Raw genomic sequence first — 16888 nt, 5'->3', positions numbered from 1 at the left:
GTCAGGCTGGGTGGGCGCCATGCAAGCGCCTACAGCCCGGGCAAGCAGCGTCACATCCTGATGCACAGGATGCGCGTTGGAACGCTCGGCCCGCTGACTGAACGACCACCGAAGGCAACACACCCACGGCCTGATCCACTGCGCTGAACGGCCCCTGCGGCGGCCGCCAAACACCTGGGGGCGGGACGCCAACAGGGAGGTTGCGAAAAAAGGACTGGCTACGCGTCCAGCGTGGCGTCCAGCCAGCCGCGCAGGCTGTTGATGAACGCCCAGCCTTGCACGCGGGGGATGTCGGCCACGCGCAGCACGGCCTCCACCACGTGGCCGTCCTGCAGTGCCACGGCGCGGCCCACGCCGGGCAGCAGGCCGCAGGACAGGGGCGGCGTCACCCAGCGCCCATCGACGAGCGCGGCGATGTTGCCGAAGGTGCCTTCGGTGATCTCGCCCGCCTCGTTCCACAGCACCGTGTCGAACACGCCGGGGGTGGTGGGTGCAAACGCCGCGTAGTGCGCGCGCCGCGTGGTCTTGTAGCGCACAAACTCGCTGTGTGCGGCTGCAAAGGAGCGCAGCGCCAGTTGCAGGCGCACAGGCACTGCCGTGGTCTGCAGCGCAAAGGCCTCGGCGCGTGCGCTGCCGTCCGCCGCCAGCAGCAGGCGCACCCGCCAGTCGCCATCGCGGTGTTGCAGGGCGGCAATCTGCAGCTCCTGGCGCACCGCATGGGCGTTGAACACAAAGCCGAAATGCGCAGCCGCCTCGCCCATGCGGCGCACATGCTGGTCGGCGTGCACGAATTTTCCGTGGTGCAGGCCCAGGGTTTCGAGCACCTCGAACGGAGCGCTGGCCCGCTCGACAAAGGCGCGCTTGTGGTGCCACTCGGCCCATTCGGCGCCCGCCCCGGCACCCGAGGTGATGCCGCTGCCAATGCCGCAGGTGGCTTTGGCAACGCCGGGGGAGGTATCCGCACCCGTACCCACGCCACGCAGCACCACGGTGCGGATGGGCACATTGAACGTGGCCGCCACCGGGTGCAGGCCGTCCGGCCCCGCCGCCCCGCCAGGCCGCACCACACCCACCGCGCCGCAATACACACCGCGCGGCGCGGGCTCCAGCGCGCGGATCATCTGCATGGCGCGCACCTTGGGCGCCCCCGTGACGGAGCCACAAGGGAACAGCGCCGCAAACACATCCGTCAGCGTGGTTCCGGGCCGCGTGCGCGCCGTCACGTCCGAGGTCATCTGCCACACCGTGGGCAAGGCCTGCGTGGCAAACAGCGCAGGCACCTGCACGCTGTGCGGCAGCGCAATGCGCGACATGTCGTTGCGCAGCAGGTCCACGATCATCACGTTCTCGGCACGCTCCTTGGGCGCCGTGCGCAGGTGCTCGGCCTGCTGCGCGTCCTGCTCGGGGGTGGCGCCGCGCGGGGCCGTGCCCTTCATCGGGCGGGCCAGCAGGGTGCCGCCTTCCGGCGCGTCCAGCCAGTCAAAAAACAGCTCGGGCGACACCGACAGCACTTGCTCGTCACCCGCCTGCAGGTAAGCGGCATAGCCCCCGGGCTGCGCGCGCAACAGTGCAGCAAACAGGGCCTGCGGCGAGCCCTGAAGCGTGCCGCGAAAGGGCGCGGTGTAGTTGACCTGGTACAGCTCACCCGCCGCGATGGCCTGCTGGATCTGCGCCAGTGCGGCGTCAAATTCCTCGCGCTCGGGGCTGTCGTCCCACATCACCTGCGCAGGGGTTGCTGCTGCCGCCGCATCCGCCGCGTCGTCGGTCCCGGGTTGGGGCGCGTCGTACACGGCAAACCAGGCCAGCGGGCCGTCGGCCGCATGGGTCTGCAATGCGGCATCGAAGGCCGGGGCGGCCTCGTAGCGCACATGGCCCACGCACCAGCGTCCTTGCTGTGCGGCGGCAAACACGGCGTCGAGCACACCGCGCACCTCGTGCAGTGCCTGGGCCACCAGCACCTCGCGCGGGGCCTCGAAACGGTGGCGCAGGCGCGCGGCGCCTGCGCTCAGCGGCTGGGTGAAGTCAATGTGGCAACTAGAAGTCAAAGCAGGCGGAGGCGCTAGTGGATCATGCGCCTTTAGCTATCAAAACATGAGCAAACTTCAACGCGTCGTGCGCACTCAGGCAGCGCCCAGGTGGGGCAACAGTGCGCCGGTGGGCTGACCGTTCTTGAGCGCCGCTGTGAAGGCCAGCATGCGGTCAATCGGCTGACGCGCACGCGGAATCAGTGCGGGGTCCACGTGAACAGCGTTCGCACCGGTCTCCAGCACCCGGGCCACATCGGCCAGGCCGTTCATCGCCATCCAGGGGCAGTGCGCACAGCTCTTGCAGGTGGCGCTGTTGCCCGCCGTGGGCGCTTCGTAAAACGTCTTGCCGGGGTTGAGCGTGCGCAGCTTGTGCATCATGCCGTTGTCGGTGGCCACGATGAACTCGGTGGCGTCCATCTCGCGCGCGGCCTTGAGGATGGCGCTGGTGGAGCCCACGGCGTCGGCCAGGGCCACCACGTCGGCGGGGCTCTCGGGGTGGACCAGCACCTTGGCATGCGGGTGCTGCTGCTTGAGCAGCTCCAGCTCCAGCGCCTTGAACTCGTCATGCACGATGCAGGCACCGTTCCAGAACACCATGTCGGCGCCCGTCTCACGCTGGATGTAGGCGCCCAGGTGGCGGTCGGGCGCCCACAGGATCTTCTGGCCTGCGGCCTTGAGCGCGCTCACGATGTCGAGCGCACAGCTCGATGTGACGAGCCAGTCCGCGCGCGCCTTCACGGCCGCGCTGGTGTTGGCGTAGACCACCACGGTGCGGTCGGGATGCTGGTCGCAGAACGCGCTGAATTCGTCGATGGGGCAGCCCAGGTCCAGCGAGCAGGTGGCGTCCAGATCGGGCATGAGCACGGTCTTTTCCGGGCTCAGGATCTTGGCCGTCTCGCCCATGAACCGCACGCCGCTCACCACCAGGGTCTGCGCCGCGTGGTCCCGGCCAAAGCGGGCCATCTCCAGCGAATCGCTCACCAGGCCGCCGGTTTCCTCGGCCAGGTCCTGCAGGTCCGGGTGCACGTAGTAGTGCGACGCCATGACCGCGTTCTTTTCCTTGAGCAGGCGACGGATCTTGTCCTTGAGCGCGGCACGCTCCGCCTGCGAAGGTTCGGGCGGCACACGCGCCCAGGCGTGTTTGGTGGAGCAGACGGAGCCCGACGTCGCCTCATCGGGCTGCTCGTATTCGACGTCGATGCGGTGGAGGGTTGCGGTGCTCATGCCAGCTCCTGCAGGCGCATCGAAAAGTCGGTGGCCTTCACGTCCTTGGTCAGCGTGCCGATGGAGATGCGGTCCACGCCGGTCTCGGCCAGTTCGCGCAGGCCGTCGAGCGTGACGCCGCCCGATATTTCCAGAATCGCACGGCCCGCGTTGATGCGCACGGCCTCGCGCAGCTGGGCCAAGGGCATGTTGTCCAGCAGCACCATCTTGGCGCCGGCCTCCAGCGCCTCGGCCAGTTGCTCCAGGGTTTCCACTTCGATCTCGATGAACTTTGCCTGAGACGCCACCCGCTCAGCAGCGCGCAGCACGGCGGTCACGCCTCCCGCAGCGGCAATGTGGTTCTCTTTGATCAGCACCGCATCGTGCAGGCCAATGCGGTGGTTGGTGCCGCCGCCCACGCGCACGGCGTACTTTTGCGCCAGGCGCAGGCCGGGAATGGTCTTGCGCGTATCCACGATCTGGGCGCGGGTGCCAGCCACCACATCCACATAGGTACGGGTTTTGGTGGCCACTGCCGACAGCAGTTGCAGGAAGTTGAGTGCCGTGCGCTCGGCGCTGAGCAGCGCGCGGGCATTGCCTTCAAGCTCCAGCACCACCTGGTCGGGGGCGCAGCGCTGGCCCTCGGCCACATGCCAGGTGATCTGCACCGTGGGGTCGAGGGCGCGCAGCGCGGCGTCGGCCCAGGGGGCGCCGCAGATGACGGCGGCTTCGCGCGCCAGGATGCGCGCGCGGGCGCGGCGGGCGGGGTCGATCAGGCCGGCGGTGAGGTCGCCGGTGCCCACGTCTTCGGCCAGGGCGCGGGCCACATCGGCCTGGGCCAGGGCCTTCACTTCGGTATCGCTCATGGGGGTCTTTGCGGGGGAATGTGCGGAATATGGCGCAGCTGTCATGGGCCGCGAGCATACCGGGAACGCAAAGGCCACTGTGCCAGCGCTGGCCCATGGGGCCCGCGCTGGAAACCAATAAGTACACCCAGTATTGGTCGCATAGACTCGCGGCAATTTTTTGGCTCCACCGCGTTACATGACCGCCACCAGCCCTGTTTCCGCCACGCCCTATGGCACGCTGCCGCCTGCATCGCCCCTGCCCCAGCGCCGCCCCGTGAGCCTGCCGCGCCTGGCGCAGATGCGCGCGGCGGGCGAGAAGATCACCATGCTCACCGCCTACGATGCCACCTTTTCCGCCGTGGCTGATGCGGCGGGGGTGGAATGCATCCTGGTGGGCGATTCGCTGGGCATGGTGTGCCAGGGCCTGCCCAGCACGGTGGGAGTGACGCTGGACACCATGGCCTACCACACGGCCAGCGTGGCGCGCGGCCTGCACCGCGTGCAGGGCACGGCCTGGCTGGTGGCCGACCTGCCCTATGGCACCTATGCCGAAAGCCGCGAGCAGGCGCTGCGCAGCGCCTGCGTGCTGATGCAGGCGGGTGCACACATGGTCAAGCTCGAAGGTGGCGACTGGACGGCGGCCACGGTCGAATTCCTGGTGCAGCGCGGCGTGCCGGTGTGCGCCCACCTGGGCCTGACGCCGCAGACGGTGCACGCGCTGGGTGGCTACCGCGTGCAGGGCAAGACCGACGACGCGGCCCGCACGCTGCGCAAAGAGGCGCATGAGTTGCAGGACGCAGGCGCCGCCATGCTAGTGCTGGAGATGGTGCCCGCAGCGCTGGCCGCCGACATCACGGCCGAGCTGCCGCACTGCCACACCATCGGCATTGGCGCGGGCAACGGCACGGCCGGCCAGGTGCTGGTGTTGCACGACATGCTGGGCATGAACCTCGGGAAGATGCCGAAGTTCGTCCACAACTTCATGCAGGACGCGGGCAGCGTGCGCGGCGCCATGGAGGCGTATGTGCAGGCCGTGAAGCAAGGGCGCTTCCCGGACAACGCTGTACACGCTTGGTGAGCCCTTTTCCTATCTCCCTCTGACCCCTCCGACCCCATGCTGATTGCCCGCTCCGTTGCCGACCTGCGCCAGGCCCTGGCCCCCTACCGCCGCCCCGCCTTTGTGCCCACCATGGGCAACCTGCATGAGGGGCACATCGCCCTGGTGCGCCAGGCCAAGCCCCTGGGCGATGTGACCGTGGCCAGCATCTTTGTGAACCGTCTGCAGTTTCTGCCGCACGAGGACTTTGACAGCTACCCGCGCACCTGGGAGGCCGACTGCGCACAGCTGCAGGCCGCCGGTTGTGATGTGCTGTTTGCCCCGCGCGAGACGGACCTCTACCCCGAGCCCCAGACCTTCAAGGTGCACCCTGACCCGGTGCTGGCCGACATGCTGGAAGGCCATTTCCGCCCCGGCTTTTTTGTGGGCGTGAGCACGGTGGTGATGAAGCTGTTTGCCTGCGTGCTGGGCGCCACGGGCGGCACGGCCGTGTTTGGCAAGAAGGACTACCAGCAGCTCATGGTGATCCGCCACATGGTGCGGCAGTTTGCGCTGCCCATCGACATCGTGGCGGGCGATACCTGCCGCGCGGCCGACGGGCTGGCGCTGAGTTCGCGCAATGGTTACCTGGGCCTGGAGGAACGGCAGGAGGCCGTGGCCCTGTCGCAAGCATTGCAGCGGCTGGCGCAGCAGTGGCTGGGCGCCAGCGACCGCAGCGCGCTGGAGGCCCAGGCGCAAGATGCGCTGCGCGCCCGGGGCTGGGCGCCCGACTACCTCACGGTGCGCCGCCGGGCCGACCTGCTGCCCGCCACGGCCGACGATGCCGCGGGCACGCTGGTGGCGCTGGGTGCAGCGCGGCTGGGCAGCACGCGGCTGATTGACAACCTGGAGTTCTGATTAGCTATCATTTCCATAGCTATTAAGGCATGTACCACTAGCGCTTCCTGTCAAAAAGCCTTCTAACCAATTCAAATCCACCCGTTGCGGGCCAGCCACTGCACCAGCAAGCGGGTCACCACCTCGGGCTGCTCCATGGTCAGCATGTGGCCGCTGTCGGGCAGCAGGTGGTGTTCGGCGCCGGGCACCAGCGCCGCAATCTCTGCCGAGCATTCTGGCGGCGTGAGCTGGTCGGCCGCGCCACACACCACCAGCACGGGGCAAGCCACCTGCGGCAGGTGCACCCGCGCATCGGGCCGGTGGATCACGGCACGGTTCTGGCGCACCAGGTGGTCGGAGCCCGCGTCCAGTACAAAGTCCAGATAGGCCTGCACCAGGTCCGCCCTGGCGGCGTTCACGGGGTGGAAGGCCAAGGCCACGTTGGGCTCGATGACCTCGCGCATGCGGCCCTGTTCAAACAGCTCGATGGCGCCTTCGCGCAGGGCGCGCATGTCGGGCGTCTCGGGCCGCGCGGTGGTGCCCAGCAGCGCCAGCCCTGCCACACGCTGCGGCGCCTGGCGCGCGGCCTCCATGGCGATCATGCCGCCCATCGACGCACCCGCCAGCACCAGCGGCCCTGAGTGCTGCGCCAGCAGGCGTGCGGCAAAGTCTTCGATGCGGTGCAGGTTCACATCCTGGTGGGCGGTGGCGACCTCGGGGCGCAGCGCGGCGGGCAGCAGCGGCAGCACGCCGCGCCACATGCGTTCATCGGCGGCCAGGCCGGGGAGGAGCAGCAGTTGGGGGGATTGGGACATGGGCGAATCAGGGCATCACCAAGTTGGTGCGCAGTCAGAAAAACAGGCGGCCCCGGCAGCGGGGTACGGACCGCACATTGTGAACAGCCGATGACCGCTTGTCACCGCCCCCGGAATAGTTGCCCGCGATGGCTCGGGACTTGCTAGCATGGCCTGCATATGCCCATCCACGCCGCGCTCCACCACGTCACGCATTACCAATACGACCGGCTGGTAGGCCTCGGGCCGCAGACCATCCGATTGCGGCCCGCGCCCCACTGCCGCAGCAATGTGATTTCGTATTCGCTCAAGGTGGAGCCTGCGCAGCACTTCATCAACTGGCAGCAGGACCCGTTTGCCAACTACCAGGCGCGGCTGGTCTTTCCCGAGAAGACGCGCGAGTTCAAGGTCACGGTGGACCTGGTGGTGGAGATGGCGGTGTACAACCCCTTCGACTTCTTCCTGGAGCCCGAGGCCGAGAACATCCCGTTCAAGTACAGCAGCGATGTGCAGCAGGAGCTGGCGCCCTACCTGGCCACCGACCCGATGACACCGCTGGTGCAGGCCTATCTGGACAAGGTGGACCGCAGCAAGCAGCGCACCATCGATTTCCTGGTCAAGCTCAACCAGCAGGTATCGCAGGACATCCGCTACCTGATCCGCCTGGAGCCCGGCGTGCAGACACCCGAGGAAACGCTGCAAAAGGCCAGCGGCTCGTGCCGCGACTCGGGCTGGCTGCTGGTGCAGCTGCTGCGCCACCTGGGGCTGGCGGCGCGGTTTGTGTCGGGCTACCTGATCCAGCTCACGCCCGATGTGAAGGCGCTCGATGGCCCCAGCGGCACCGACCACGACTTCACCGACCTGCACGCCTGGTGCGAGGTCTACCTGCCCGGCGCAGGCTGGATCGGCCTGGATGCCACCAGCGGGTTGATGGCGGGCGAGGGCCACATCCCGCTCGCTTGCACACCCCAGCCCTCGGGCGCCGCGCCGATTGAAGGCGGCGTGGACAAAGCCGAGGTGGAGTTCAGCCATGAGATGCGCGTCACGCGCATCTACGAATCGCCCCGCGTGACCAAGCCCTACACCGAAGACCAGTGGCAGGCTGTGCTGGCGCTGGGCGAGCAGGTGGACGCCGACCTGGTGGCGGGCGACGTGCGGCTGACGATGGGCGGCGAGCCCACCTTTGTGGCCGTGGGCGACCGCGACGCGCCCGAGTGGAACACCGACGCGCTGGGCCCCACCAAACGCGGCTTTGCCACCGAACTCACGCACAAGCTGCGCGCCGAATACGGCCAGGGCGGCTTCCTGCACTTTGGCCAGGGCAAGTGGTATCCGGGCGAGCAGCTGCCGCGCTGGGCACTGTCGATCTGCTGGCGCGCCGACGGCCAGCCCGCGTGGCAGAACCCCGCGCTGTTTGCCGACGAACGCAACCCCTCGCACTACACCAGCGCCGACGCCGAGCGTTTTGTGCGCCACCTCACGCGCAAGCTGGGCGTGACGGACCGCTACATCCAGCCCGGTTATGAGGACACCTTCTACTACCTGTGGCGCGAGCGGCGCCTGCCGGTCAACGTGGACCCGTTTGACGCACGTCTGGACGATGAGCTGGAGCGCGCACGCCTGCGCCGCGTGTTCGAGCAAAAACTCGACAGCGTGGTGGGCTATGTGCTGCCACTGCAGGCGGGTGTGAGCGCAGGCACGCTGGCGGGCAGCGTGTGGAGTACCGGGCCGTGGTTCTTCCGCGATGACCGCATGCTGCTCATCCCCGGCGATTCGCCCATGGGCTACCGCCTGCCGCTGGACGCCCTGCCCTGGGTGAAGGCATCGGACACCGAGCACCTGATACCGCAAGACCCGACCGCGCCCCAAAGCCCGCTGGCCGCTGCCACCACGCTGCGGGCGCGGTATTCCGTGCCAGCAGGCCCGGTCACTGGCGACCGCGACCTGCCCTACCTGGCAGGCGCCACCGCCCCTGGCGAGGCACGGCGCGTAACGCAGAGCACTGCGGGTGGTGATAACGCGCGCCTGTCCGGTCAGCCCGACCCGCATGCGGGCGTGCAGCCACCCGGCAAGTTCCAATCGGCCGCAGGCCTGTCGCGCACGGCGCTGTGCGTGGAAGTGCGCGACCCGCGCCGCGCCAGCGGCCCCAAGGCCGAGAAGGTGGGCGAAAAGTACGGCGTGCTCTATGTCTTCATGCCGCCGCTGTCGCGCCTCCATGATTACCTGGACCTGCTGGCCGCCATCGAAGCCACGGCCGAAGAGCTGGGCATGAAGATCGTGCTCGAAGGCTACCCGCCCCCGCGCGACGCACGCCTGAAGGTGCTGGCAGTCACGCCCGACCCGGGCGTGATCGAAGTGAACATCCACCCCGCCAGCCACTGGAAGGAGCTGGTGCAGCACACCGAGTTTCTGTACCGGGCCGCGTGGGAGACGCGCCTGTCGGCCGAGAAGTTCATGACCGATGGCCGCCACACCGGCACCGGTGGCGGCAACCACTTTGTGATGGGCGGCGCCACACCGGCCGACTCGCCGTTCTTGCGCAAGCCCGAGCTGCTGGCCAGCCTGCTGCTCTACTGGCACAACCACCCCAGCCTGAGCTATCTGTTCAGCGGCCTGTTCATCGGCCCCACCAGCCAGTCGCCGCGCGTGGACGAGGCGCGCAACGACCAGCTGTATGAGCTGGAGATTGCACTGCGCGAGATCGAAACCAACCGCGCGGTCTACGGCCAGGACATGCCGCCCTGGCTGGTAGACCGCACGCTGCGCAACATCCTGGTGGACGTGACGGGCAACACGCACCGCAGCGAGTTTTCCATCGACAAGATGTTCTCGCCCGACAGTAGCACCGGCCGCCTGGGCCTGCTGGAGCTGCGTGCGTTCGAGATGCCGCCCCACGCCCACATGAGCGTGGTGCAGCAGTTGCTGCTGCGCGCACTGATCGCCCGCTTCTGGAAGACCCCCTACCGCGCCCCCGCCGCCCGCTGGGGCACCGAGCTGCACGACCGCTGGATGCTGCCCACCTTCATCCAGCAGGACATGCACGATGTGGTGGCCGAGATGAACGCCGCAGGCTACGCGTTTGACGCGGCCTGGTTTGCACCGCAGTTCGAGTTCCGCTTCCCCATGGTCGGCACGGTGAAATCGATGGGCGTGGAGCTGACCCTGCGCAATGCGCTGGAGCCCTGGCATGTGATGGGCGAGGAAGGCTCCGCCGGGGGCACCGTGCGCTATGTGGACTCGTCGCTGGAGCGCATCGAGGTGCGCGTGACGGGCATGAACGAAAGCCGCCATGTGGTCACCGTCAACGGCCAGCCGCTGCCGCTGCAAAGCACCGGCACCACCGGCGAGTTTGTAGCCGGTGTGCGCTACAAGGCCTGGAACCCGCCCTCGGCCCTGCACCCCACCATTGGCGCCCATGTGCCGCTCACGTTCGACATCGTGGACACCTGGATGAACCGCTCGCTCGGCGGCTGCCAGTACCACGTGGCGCACCCGGGCGGGCGCAACTACGACACCTTCCCAGTCAACGCGTATGAGGCCGAAAGCCGTCGCCTGGCGCGCTTCTCGCGCATGGGCCACACGCCGGGCAGGCTGGCGGTGCCGCCTGCGACCATTGAACTGCCGGGCAGCCGGGAGTTTCCGTTCACACTGGATCTGCGGCGCAAGATGCGGAGGTAGAGAAGCCCCCGTGAGTCGCCTGCGGCGCCTTCCCCCCAGGGGGACGACGCCCTTGCTGCGGGGCGGCCCTTGCTTGGCGTCTCTGGCATCGGCCCCGCCAGTTTCGACGGTGCGGGTTACCCGCAGAGTGTTGTCGACCAAATGCCCGAAAATCGAGCGCAGTGAACCACCTCAACGACAGCCTCCCCACCCCCGACCCTTCTGACAGCGCAGCCCAGTTGGCGGCTGCACTGGCGCCTGCTGCGGCGGCCGGGCATTTTGACGAGTTGCGGGGTGCCAGCGTGGCGGACGCCCCCAGCGCTGCCACTGCATCAGCCACTCCCAAATCAATAGCAAACAAGCCAGACATCACTAGCGCCTGGGCCCAATTCTTCGATCAATTGGGGCCCGAGGGCTTCCAGGACCTGGACCGGCGCATGCAGAGCCTGCAGCGCCAGGTGCGCGACAACGGCATCACCTACAACGTCTATGCCGACGCCGACGGCCCGCAACGGCCCTGGTCGGTGGACCTGTTTCCGTTGATCCTTTCGCAGGGCGACTGGGCACACATCGAGCGCGGTGTGCTGCAACGCGCACGCCTGCTCAACCGCGTGATGGCCGACGTGTATGGCCCGCAGGAGCTGCTGCGCAAAGGCCTGCTGCCCAGCGCGCTGGTGCAGGGCCACCCGGGCTACCTGCGCGCCATGCATGGCGTGCAGCCCGTGGGCGGCACCCATTTGCACATCGCGGCGTTCGACATGGCCCGCGACGCGCAGGGCGACTGGTGGGTGGTGACGCAGCGCACGCAGGCGCCCTCAGGCCTGGGGTATTTGCTGGAGAACCGGCTGCTCATCTCGCGCCTGTTCCCCGAGGCGTTCAGCCAGATGCATGTGCAGCGCCTGGCCGCCACCTACCGCGCACTGCTCGACGGGCTGCGGCAGATGAGCCCGGCGGGGGCGGATGCGCGCATCGTGCTGCTCACGCCCGGCCCGTACAACGAGACCTACTTTGAGCACGCCTACCTAGCGCGCTACCTGGGCCTCACGCTGGTGGAGGGCAACGACCTCACGGTGCGCGACGCGCGCCTGTACCTCAAGACGCTGCACGGCCTGCAGCCGGTGCACGGCATCCTCAAGCGCCTGGACGACGAGTTTCTGGACCCACTGGAGCTGCGCAGCGACTCGCGCCTGGGCGTGCCAGGCCTGCTGCAGGCCATCCGCGCGGGCAATGTGCTGGTGGCCAATGCGCCGGGCTCGGCGTTCCTCGAATCGTCGGCGCTGCTGGGCTTCATGCCCGCGCTGTCGCGCCACCTGCTGGGCGAAGAGCTGGCCCTGCCGTCGCTGCCCACCTGGTGGTGTGGCGAGCGCTCGGCCATGCAGGCGGTGCTGCCGCAGCTCGCGCACAGCGTGATCCGCCCCACCTGGCCCATGGCGCAGCGCGTGCCCGTGCTGGGCGGTGCGCTGTCGGCGCAAGACCTGGCGCAGTGGTCCGCACGCATCGAAGCCCAGGGCGACGAATACACCGTGCAGGCCCACCTGCCGCTGTCGCAAATGCCCACCTGGCGCAGTGACGCCGCTGAGGGTGCGGGCCAGGACGGTGGCCCCATCGCCCCCCGCTCGGTGATGCTGCGCGTGTTTGCGGTGTGCGACGGCCCCGGCTCGTGGCGCGTGCTGCCGGGCGGGCTGGCCCGCCTGGCCCAGGGCGACAGCGGCATTACGTCGATGCAGCGCGGCGGCAGCAGCGCTGATGTGTGGGTGCAGACCGATGGCCCCGTGGACACCACCACGCTGCTGGCCCACAACCAGGCCGCGCCCGCCGTGGTGCACCGCAGCCGCCAGGTAACCAGCCGCGCGGCCGAAAACCTGTTCTGGCTGGGCCGCTACACCGAACGCACTGAGAACGTCACGCGCCTGGCGCGCATCACGCTGCAATGCCTCAATGGCGAGGACCAGACCTCGCAGCCGCTGCTGACCTGGCTGAGCGCCATGGGCGTGAGCCAGGGGCTGGTGCTGCCGACCGTGCCTGCGGCCGGGCAGGCACGGCGCGTGTTCGAGCGCTCGCTGATCGCCGGGCTGACGCAGCCCGCGCAGGTGACCAGCGTGGGCTTCAACCTGCGCGGCATCCTGGGTGCAGCCTCGGCCGTGCGCGACCGTTTGTCGCAGGAACACTGGAACCTCATCGTGCGCGCCGAGGCGGAGTTTTTTGCGCCCCGCACAGGGGCCGAAGACGACGGCGACTATTCGCCGCTGGACGCGCTGCGCCAGCTGGAAGGGCTGAGCGGCCACACCGCCGCCATGACGGGCCAGCAGACCGACCGCATGACCCGCGACGACGGCTGGCGCCTGCTGTCCATCGGGCGCCACCTGGAGCGCCTGGGCTTTCTGGCCTCGGCGCTGGAAAGTGGCCTGCAGACCGGCGCCGTGCACGATGAGGGCGGCTTCGAGGCCATGGTGGCGCTGTTTGACAGCACCATTACCTTCCACGCGCAGTACCAGCAGCGGCGCGACATGCCCGCCCTGCTGGACCTGCTGGTGATCGACCGCGACAACCCCCGCTCGCTGGCCTGGGTCGCGCAGACGCTGCGCGGGCGCATTGCCAAGATCGAAGCGGCCGCGGGCACGCCCGGCGAATCCGCCGCCACGGGCATCCCCGAAGCGTCCGACCTGTCGCTGGTGGCCCTGTGCGCACAGGACGCCGAGGGGCGCCATGCAGCGCTGGAGGATTATCTGGGCCGGTGTGTGCGGGGCGTGATGGGCTTGTCGGATGTGCTGGCCACGCGCTACTTCACGCATTCGGCGGATGCACTTCGGCACAGCGTAGGAGCTTGACCATGAAGCTGCGCGTCATCCACGAAACGGTGTACCACTACAGCCCGGCGGTGCAAAACGCCCAGCACATGGCCCATCTGCGTCCGCGCACCGGTGTGGTGCAGCGCGTGCTGACCCACAGCCTGCAGGTGGACCCCGCCCCAACACAGTGCAACATGGTGCAGGACGTGTTTGGCAACACCCGCGCGTTCTTCAGCCTGCCGTTCACCCACGAGCAACTGCGGGTGCGCGCCGAAAGCCTGCTGGAGACCCTGCCCGTGTCCGCCGCACCGCCTGGCGAGCCCTGGGAGGCCGTGCGCGAGCGACTGGGTTATCGGCGCGGCCAGCCCTACCACGCGGCCACCGAGTTCAGCTTTGCCTCGCCCTACATTCCCCGGCATGCCGACTTTGTGGCCTATGCCGCCGAGAGCTTTGCACCCGGCCGCCCGCTGATGCAGGCCGCCCGCCACCTGATGTCGCGCATCCATGCCGACTTTGCCTACACATCCAACGCCACCGACGCGGGCACGCCCGCGCTCGAATCGCTGCGGCTGCGCCGGGGCGTGTGCCAGGACTTTGCCCACGTGATGATCGGCTGCCTGCGCAGCCTGGGACTGGCGGCGCGGTATGTGAGCGGCTACCTGCTGACCGAGCCCCCACCCGGGCAACCCCGGCTGGTGGGGGCCGATGCCTCGCACGCCTGGGTGTCGGTGTGGTCACCGGCAGCCGAGGAAAGTGATGGCGCATCAGAAGACAACACCTGGTTTGACCTGGACCCCACCAACGACCGTGCGGCGGGCGAGGACTATGTGACCCTGGCCATCGGCCGCGATTTTTCGGATGTGTCGCCGCTGCGCGGCGTGATCCACGGCGGCGACCACCATGTGCTGCAGGTGGGCGTGACGGTGGAGCCGGTGCCCGCCGCTACGGCCGCTATGGCCGCTGCGCCAGACGCGCCAGATACACCCCTCACACCGCCGCAGGCACCAGAAAGTCCCGGCTGATCCGCGCGCCCAGGTCGTTCACCCGCTCCAGGAACTGGGTGAGGTAGGCGTGCAGTCCATGGGTCAGGATTTCATCGATGCGTGCGAACTTGAGGTGTGCCAGCAGCCGCCCCGCGTGCCGCTGGGTCTCGGCCGACTGGCCGCTGCCCAGCATGTCGAGGTTACCCAGCACCTCTTTCATGCAAGCGTGCAGTGAGCGGGGCATGTCGGCCCGCAGGATCAGCAGCTCGGCCACACGTTCGGGTGTGATCACGTCGCGGTACACCTTGCGGTAGGTCTCGAAGCCCGACACGCTGAGCAAGATGGCGCTCCAGTGGTAGAAGTCGTAGTCTTGGTCCTGCGCCCTGGCCGCGCCCATGAAGTCGCTCTGCACCGCGTGAAACTTCACATCCAGCAGCCGCGCCGTGTTGTCGGCCCGCTCCAGAAAGGTGCCCAGGCGCATGAAGTGCAGCGCCTCGTCCTGCAGCATGGTGCCCACCGTCACACCTCGCGAGAGGTGCGAGCGGAACTTCACCCATTCGAAGAATCGCGCCGGGTCCTGCTCCAGTGCACCGCTGGCGATCAGGCGGTTCACTTCGAGCCAGGTCTGGTTCTGGATCTCCCAGGCCTCGGTGTTGAGCGCACCGCGCACGGCCCGCGCGTTCTCGCGTGCAGCCTGCAGGCAGGCCACGATGGACGACGGGTTGGACGGGTCCTTGACCATGAAGTCGAGCACCTTGGCGGGCGTCACCTCGCCATGCTGGGCGGTGTAGGCGGGCAGCAGCTCGCTGATGGACAGCAGGCCCTGCCAGCCCAGAGTGGCCACCTCGGTCGATTGGGGTAGCAACGCACTCTGGTAGTTGACGTCGAGCATGCGTGCGGTGTTCTCTGCCCTTTCGGTGTACCGGGCCATCCAGAACAAATGATCGGCGGTACGGCTCAGCATGTGATCTCCTTCTTGGACGAGGGCAGAGAACCCCGAGCGTGTTGCACACGCTTGCGGTATTTTTTCGAAAGCCCCGCTGCGCAGGGCTTTTCTGCCCGTTCGGTGTAACGGGCCATCCAGAACAAATGAGCGGCGGTACGGCTCAGCATGGTCATTCCCTCCCTTGGCGTTGTGTTTGCATTGGTGGTGACGGTATGTGTGCTGTAGCGGGCTGATCGCCCAGCACCCAGGTGTCCTTGGTGCCCCCGCCCTGCGACGAATTGACCACCAGCGATCCCTCCTTGAGCGCCACGCGCGTGAGGCCGCCCGCCACCATCTGCACCTTCTGGCCGCTGAGCACAAAGGGCCGCAGGTCGATGTGGCGGGGCGCAATGCCGCTGTCCACATAGGTGGGGCAGCTGGAGAGACTCAGCGTGGGCTGGGCGATGTAGCCGTCGGGCTTGGCGATGACTGCGGCGCGGAAGGCCTCGATCTCGGCCCGGGTGGCCGCGGGGCCAATCAGCATGCCGTAGCCGCCCGCGCCATGCACCTCCTTCACCACCAGTTCATGCAGGTGGTCCAGCACGTACCGCAGGTCGTCCGGCTTGCGGCACATCCAGGTGGGCACGTTCTGCAGGATGGGCTCCTCACCGAGGTAGAAGCGGATCATGTCCGGCACATAGGGGTAGATGGACTTGTCGTCCGCCACGCCTGTGCCCACGGCGTTGCAGATGGCGACATTGCCGGCCCGGTAGGCGGACATGAGCCCCGCACAACCCAGTGTGGAGGTGGGGCGGAAGACATCGGGATCGAGGAAGTCGTCATCGACCCGGCGGTAAATCACGTCCACCCGCTGCAGCCCGCGCGTGGTGCGCATGTACACAAACTGGTCCTTGACCACGAGGTCCTGCCCCTCGACCAGCTCCACGCCCATCTGCTGCGCAAGGAAGGCGTGCTCGAAATAGGCGCTGTTGTACATGCCGGGGGTCAGCACCACCACGGTCGGGTCGGCCGCGCCGGCCGGGGCGCTGGCGCGCAGGGTGTCCAGCAGCAAGTCCGGGTAATGCGCCACCGGTGCCACCTGGTGCTGAGCGAACAGTTCGGGGAACAGCCGCATCATCATCTTGCGGTCTTCGAGCATGTAGCTCACGCCGCTGGGCACGCGCAGGTTGTCTTCCAGCACGTAGTACACGCCCTCGCCTGCCGCATCCGGTGCCCGCACGATGTCGATGCCGCTGATGTGGGAGTAGATATCGAGGGGCACATGAACGCCGACCATCTCCGGCCGGAACTGGGCGTTGCGCAGGATCTGCTCGGCAGGCACGATGCCTGCGCGCAGGATGTCCTGGCCGTGGTACACGTCGTGGATGAAGCGATTGAGCGCCGTGACCCGCTGCACCAGGCCCCGCTGCATGTGCGCCCATTCCTGCTGCGGAATGATGCGGGGGATCAGGTCGAAGGGGATGAGCCGCTCGGTGCCCGCGCCGTCCTCGTCCTTGGCTCCGTAGACGGCGAAGGTGATGCCCACGCGCCGGAAGATGACCTCGGCCTCGGCGCGCCGCGCCTGCATGGATTCGGCACTCTGGCGCGCCAGCCACTGGGCAAACCGCGCATAGTGGGGCCGTACATCACTGCCCGCCCAGCCTGCCGCACCGCCCAGGCCGGCCAGGGGCAGCCGGGTAACCATCTCGTCGAACTTCTGCATGAGAGC

12 protein-coding genes are annotated in these 16888 nt (G+C 68.2%); 5 read left to right on the top strand and 7 right to left on the bottom strand.

Annotated elements, in window-relative coordinates; all coding sequences use genetic code 11:
* Window positions 1-218 precede the first annotated feature (218 nt).
* From ATF69_RS17415 to nadC, 3 genes are all read right to left on the bottom strand, one after another.
* Window positions 219-2045, bottom strand: a complete 1827-nt coding sequence (locus ATF69_RS17415; protein WP_146871760.1) for a chorismate-binding protein — start codon at window positions 2043-2045, stop codon at window positions 219-221.
* Window positions 2046-2120: 75 nt separating this feature from the next.
* Window positions 2121-3251 (bottom strand): quinolinate synthase NadA, encoded by a 1131-nt coding sequence (nadA, locus tag ATF69_RS17410; protein ID WP_146871759.1) that lies wholly within the window; start codon window positions 3249-3251, stop codon window positions 2121-2123.
* Window positions 3248-4096 (bottom strand): carboxylating nicotinate-nucleotide diphosphorylase, encoded by an 849-nt coding sequence (nadC, locus tag ATF69_RS17405; RefSeq protein ID WP_146871758.1) that lies wholly within the window; start codon window positions 4094-4096, stop codon window positions 3248-3250. Before nadC ends, nadA begins: the two co-directional genes overlap by 4 nt.
* 178 nt (window positions 4097-4274) lie before the next feature.
* Between nadC and panB the strand changes: the two genes are divergently transcribed.
* Together panB and panC are read left to right on the top strand one after the other, a co-directional pair.
* Complete coding sequence (panB, locus tag ATF69_RS17400) at window positions 4275-5156, top strand: 3-methyl-2-oxobutanoate hydroxymethyltransferase (protein ID WP_146871757.1); 882 nt, start codon at window positions 4275-4277, stop codon at window positions 5154-5156.
* A gap of 36 nt (window positions 5157-5192) precedes the next feature.
* Window positions 5193-6032, top strand: coding sequence for a pantoate--beta-alanine ligase (gene panC / locus ATF69_RS17395; protein WP_146871756.1), 840 nt, complete (start codon window positions 5193-5195; stop codon window positions 6030-6032).
* A 71-nt stretch (window positions 6033-6103) separates the two neighbouring features.
* On the opposite strand, the gene ATF69_RS17390 is transcribed toward panC, so the two are convergent.
* Window positions 6104-6826 carry an alpha/beta fold hydrolase gene (locus ATF69_RS17390; RefSeq protein WP_146871755.1) on the bottom strand — a complete coding sequence of 241 codons (723 nt, stop codon included), beginning with the start codon at window positions 6824-6826 and terminating at the stop codon, window positions 6104-6106.
* 159 nt (window positions 6827-6985) lie between these two features.
* On the opposite strand from ATF69_RS17390, the gene ATF69_RS17385 reads away from it, so the two are divergent.
* The 3 genes from ATF69_RS17385 to ATF69_RS17375 all read left to right on the top strand — a co-directional run bounded on the left by ATF69_RS17385 (window position 6986) and on the right by ATF69_RS17375 (window position 14273).
* Complete coding sequence (locus ATF69_RS17385) at window positions 6986-10483, top strand: transglutaminase family protein (protein WP_146871754.1); 3498 nt, start codon at window positions 6986-6988, stop codon at window positions 10481-10483.
* A 161-nt stretch (window positions 10484-10644) separates the two neighbouring features.
* Window positions 10645-13290 (top strand): circularly permuted type 2 ATP-grasp protein, encoded by a 2646-nt coding sequence (locus ATF69_RS17380; protein ID WP_146871753.1) that lies wholly within the window; start codon window positions 10645-10647, stop codon window positions 13288-13290.
* 2 nt (window positions 13291-13292) lie between these two features.
* Window positions 13293-14273 carry a transglutaminase family protein gene (locus ATF69_RS17375; RefSeq protein WP_146871752.1) on the top strand — a complete coding sequence of 327 codons (981 nt, stop codon included), beginning with the start codon at window positions 13293-13295 and terminating at the stop codon, window positions 14271-14273.
* Here the strand turns inward: ATF69_RS17375 and ATF69_RS17370 are convergent.
* The 3 genes from ATF69_RS17370 to ATF69_RS17360 are packed head-to-tail and all read right to left on the bottom strand — an operon-like array spanning window position 14239 to window position 16882.
* Window positions 14239-15198, bottom strand: a complete 960-nt coding sequence (locus ATF69_RS17370) for an alpha-E domain-containing protein (protein ID WP_146871751.1) — start codon at window positions 15196-15198, stop codon at window positions 14239-14241. The genes ATF69_RS17375 and ATF69_RS17370 overlap by 35 nt on opposite strands.
* Window positions 15192-15347 carry an alpha-E domain-containing protein gene (locus ATF69_RS17365; protein WP_146871750.1) on the bottom strand — a complete coding sequence of 52 codons (156 nt, stop codon included), beginning with the start codon at window positions 15345-15347 and terminating at the stop codon, window positions 15192-15194. The genes ATF69_RS17370 and ATF69_RS17365 overlap by 7 nt, the downstream gene beginning before the upstream one ends.
* A 2-nt stretch (window positions 15348-15349) precedes the next feature.
* Entirely contained in the window at window positions 15350-16882 is a 1533-nt protein-coding gene (locus tag ATF69_RS17360; protein ID WP_146871749.1) for a circularly permuted type 2 ATP-grasp protein, read from the bottom strand.
* Window positions 16883-16888 lie beyond the last annotated feature (6 nt).

It is taken from the genome of Acidovorax delafieldii, assembly GCF_007993815.1.
GTDB lineage: Bacteria > Pseudomonadota > Gammaproteobacteria > Burkholderiales > Burkholderiaceae_C > Acidovorax > Acidovorax delafieldii.
The sequence above is the reverse complement of the archived record's forward strand: the minus strand, read 5'-3'. Positions and strand labels throughout refer to the sequence as shown.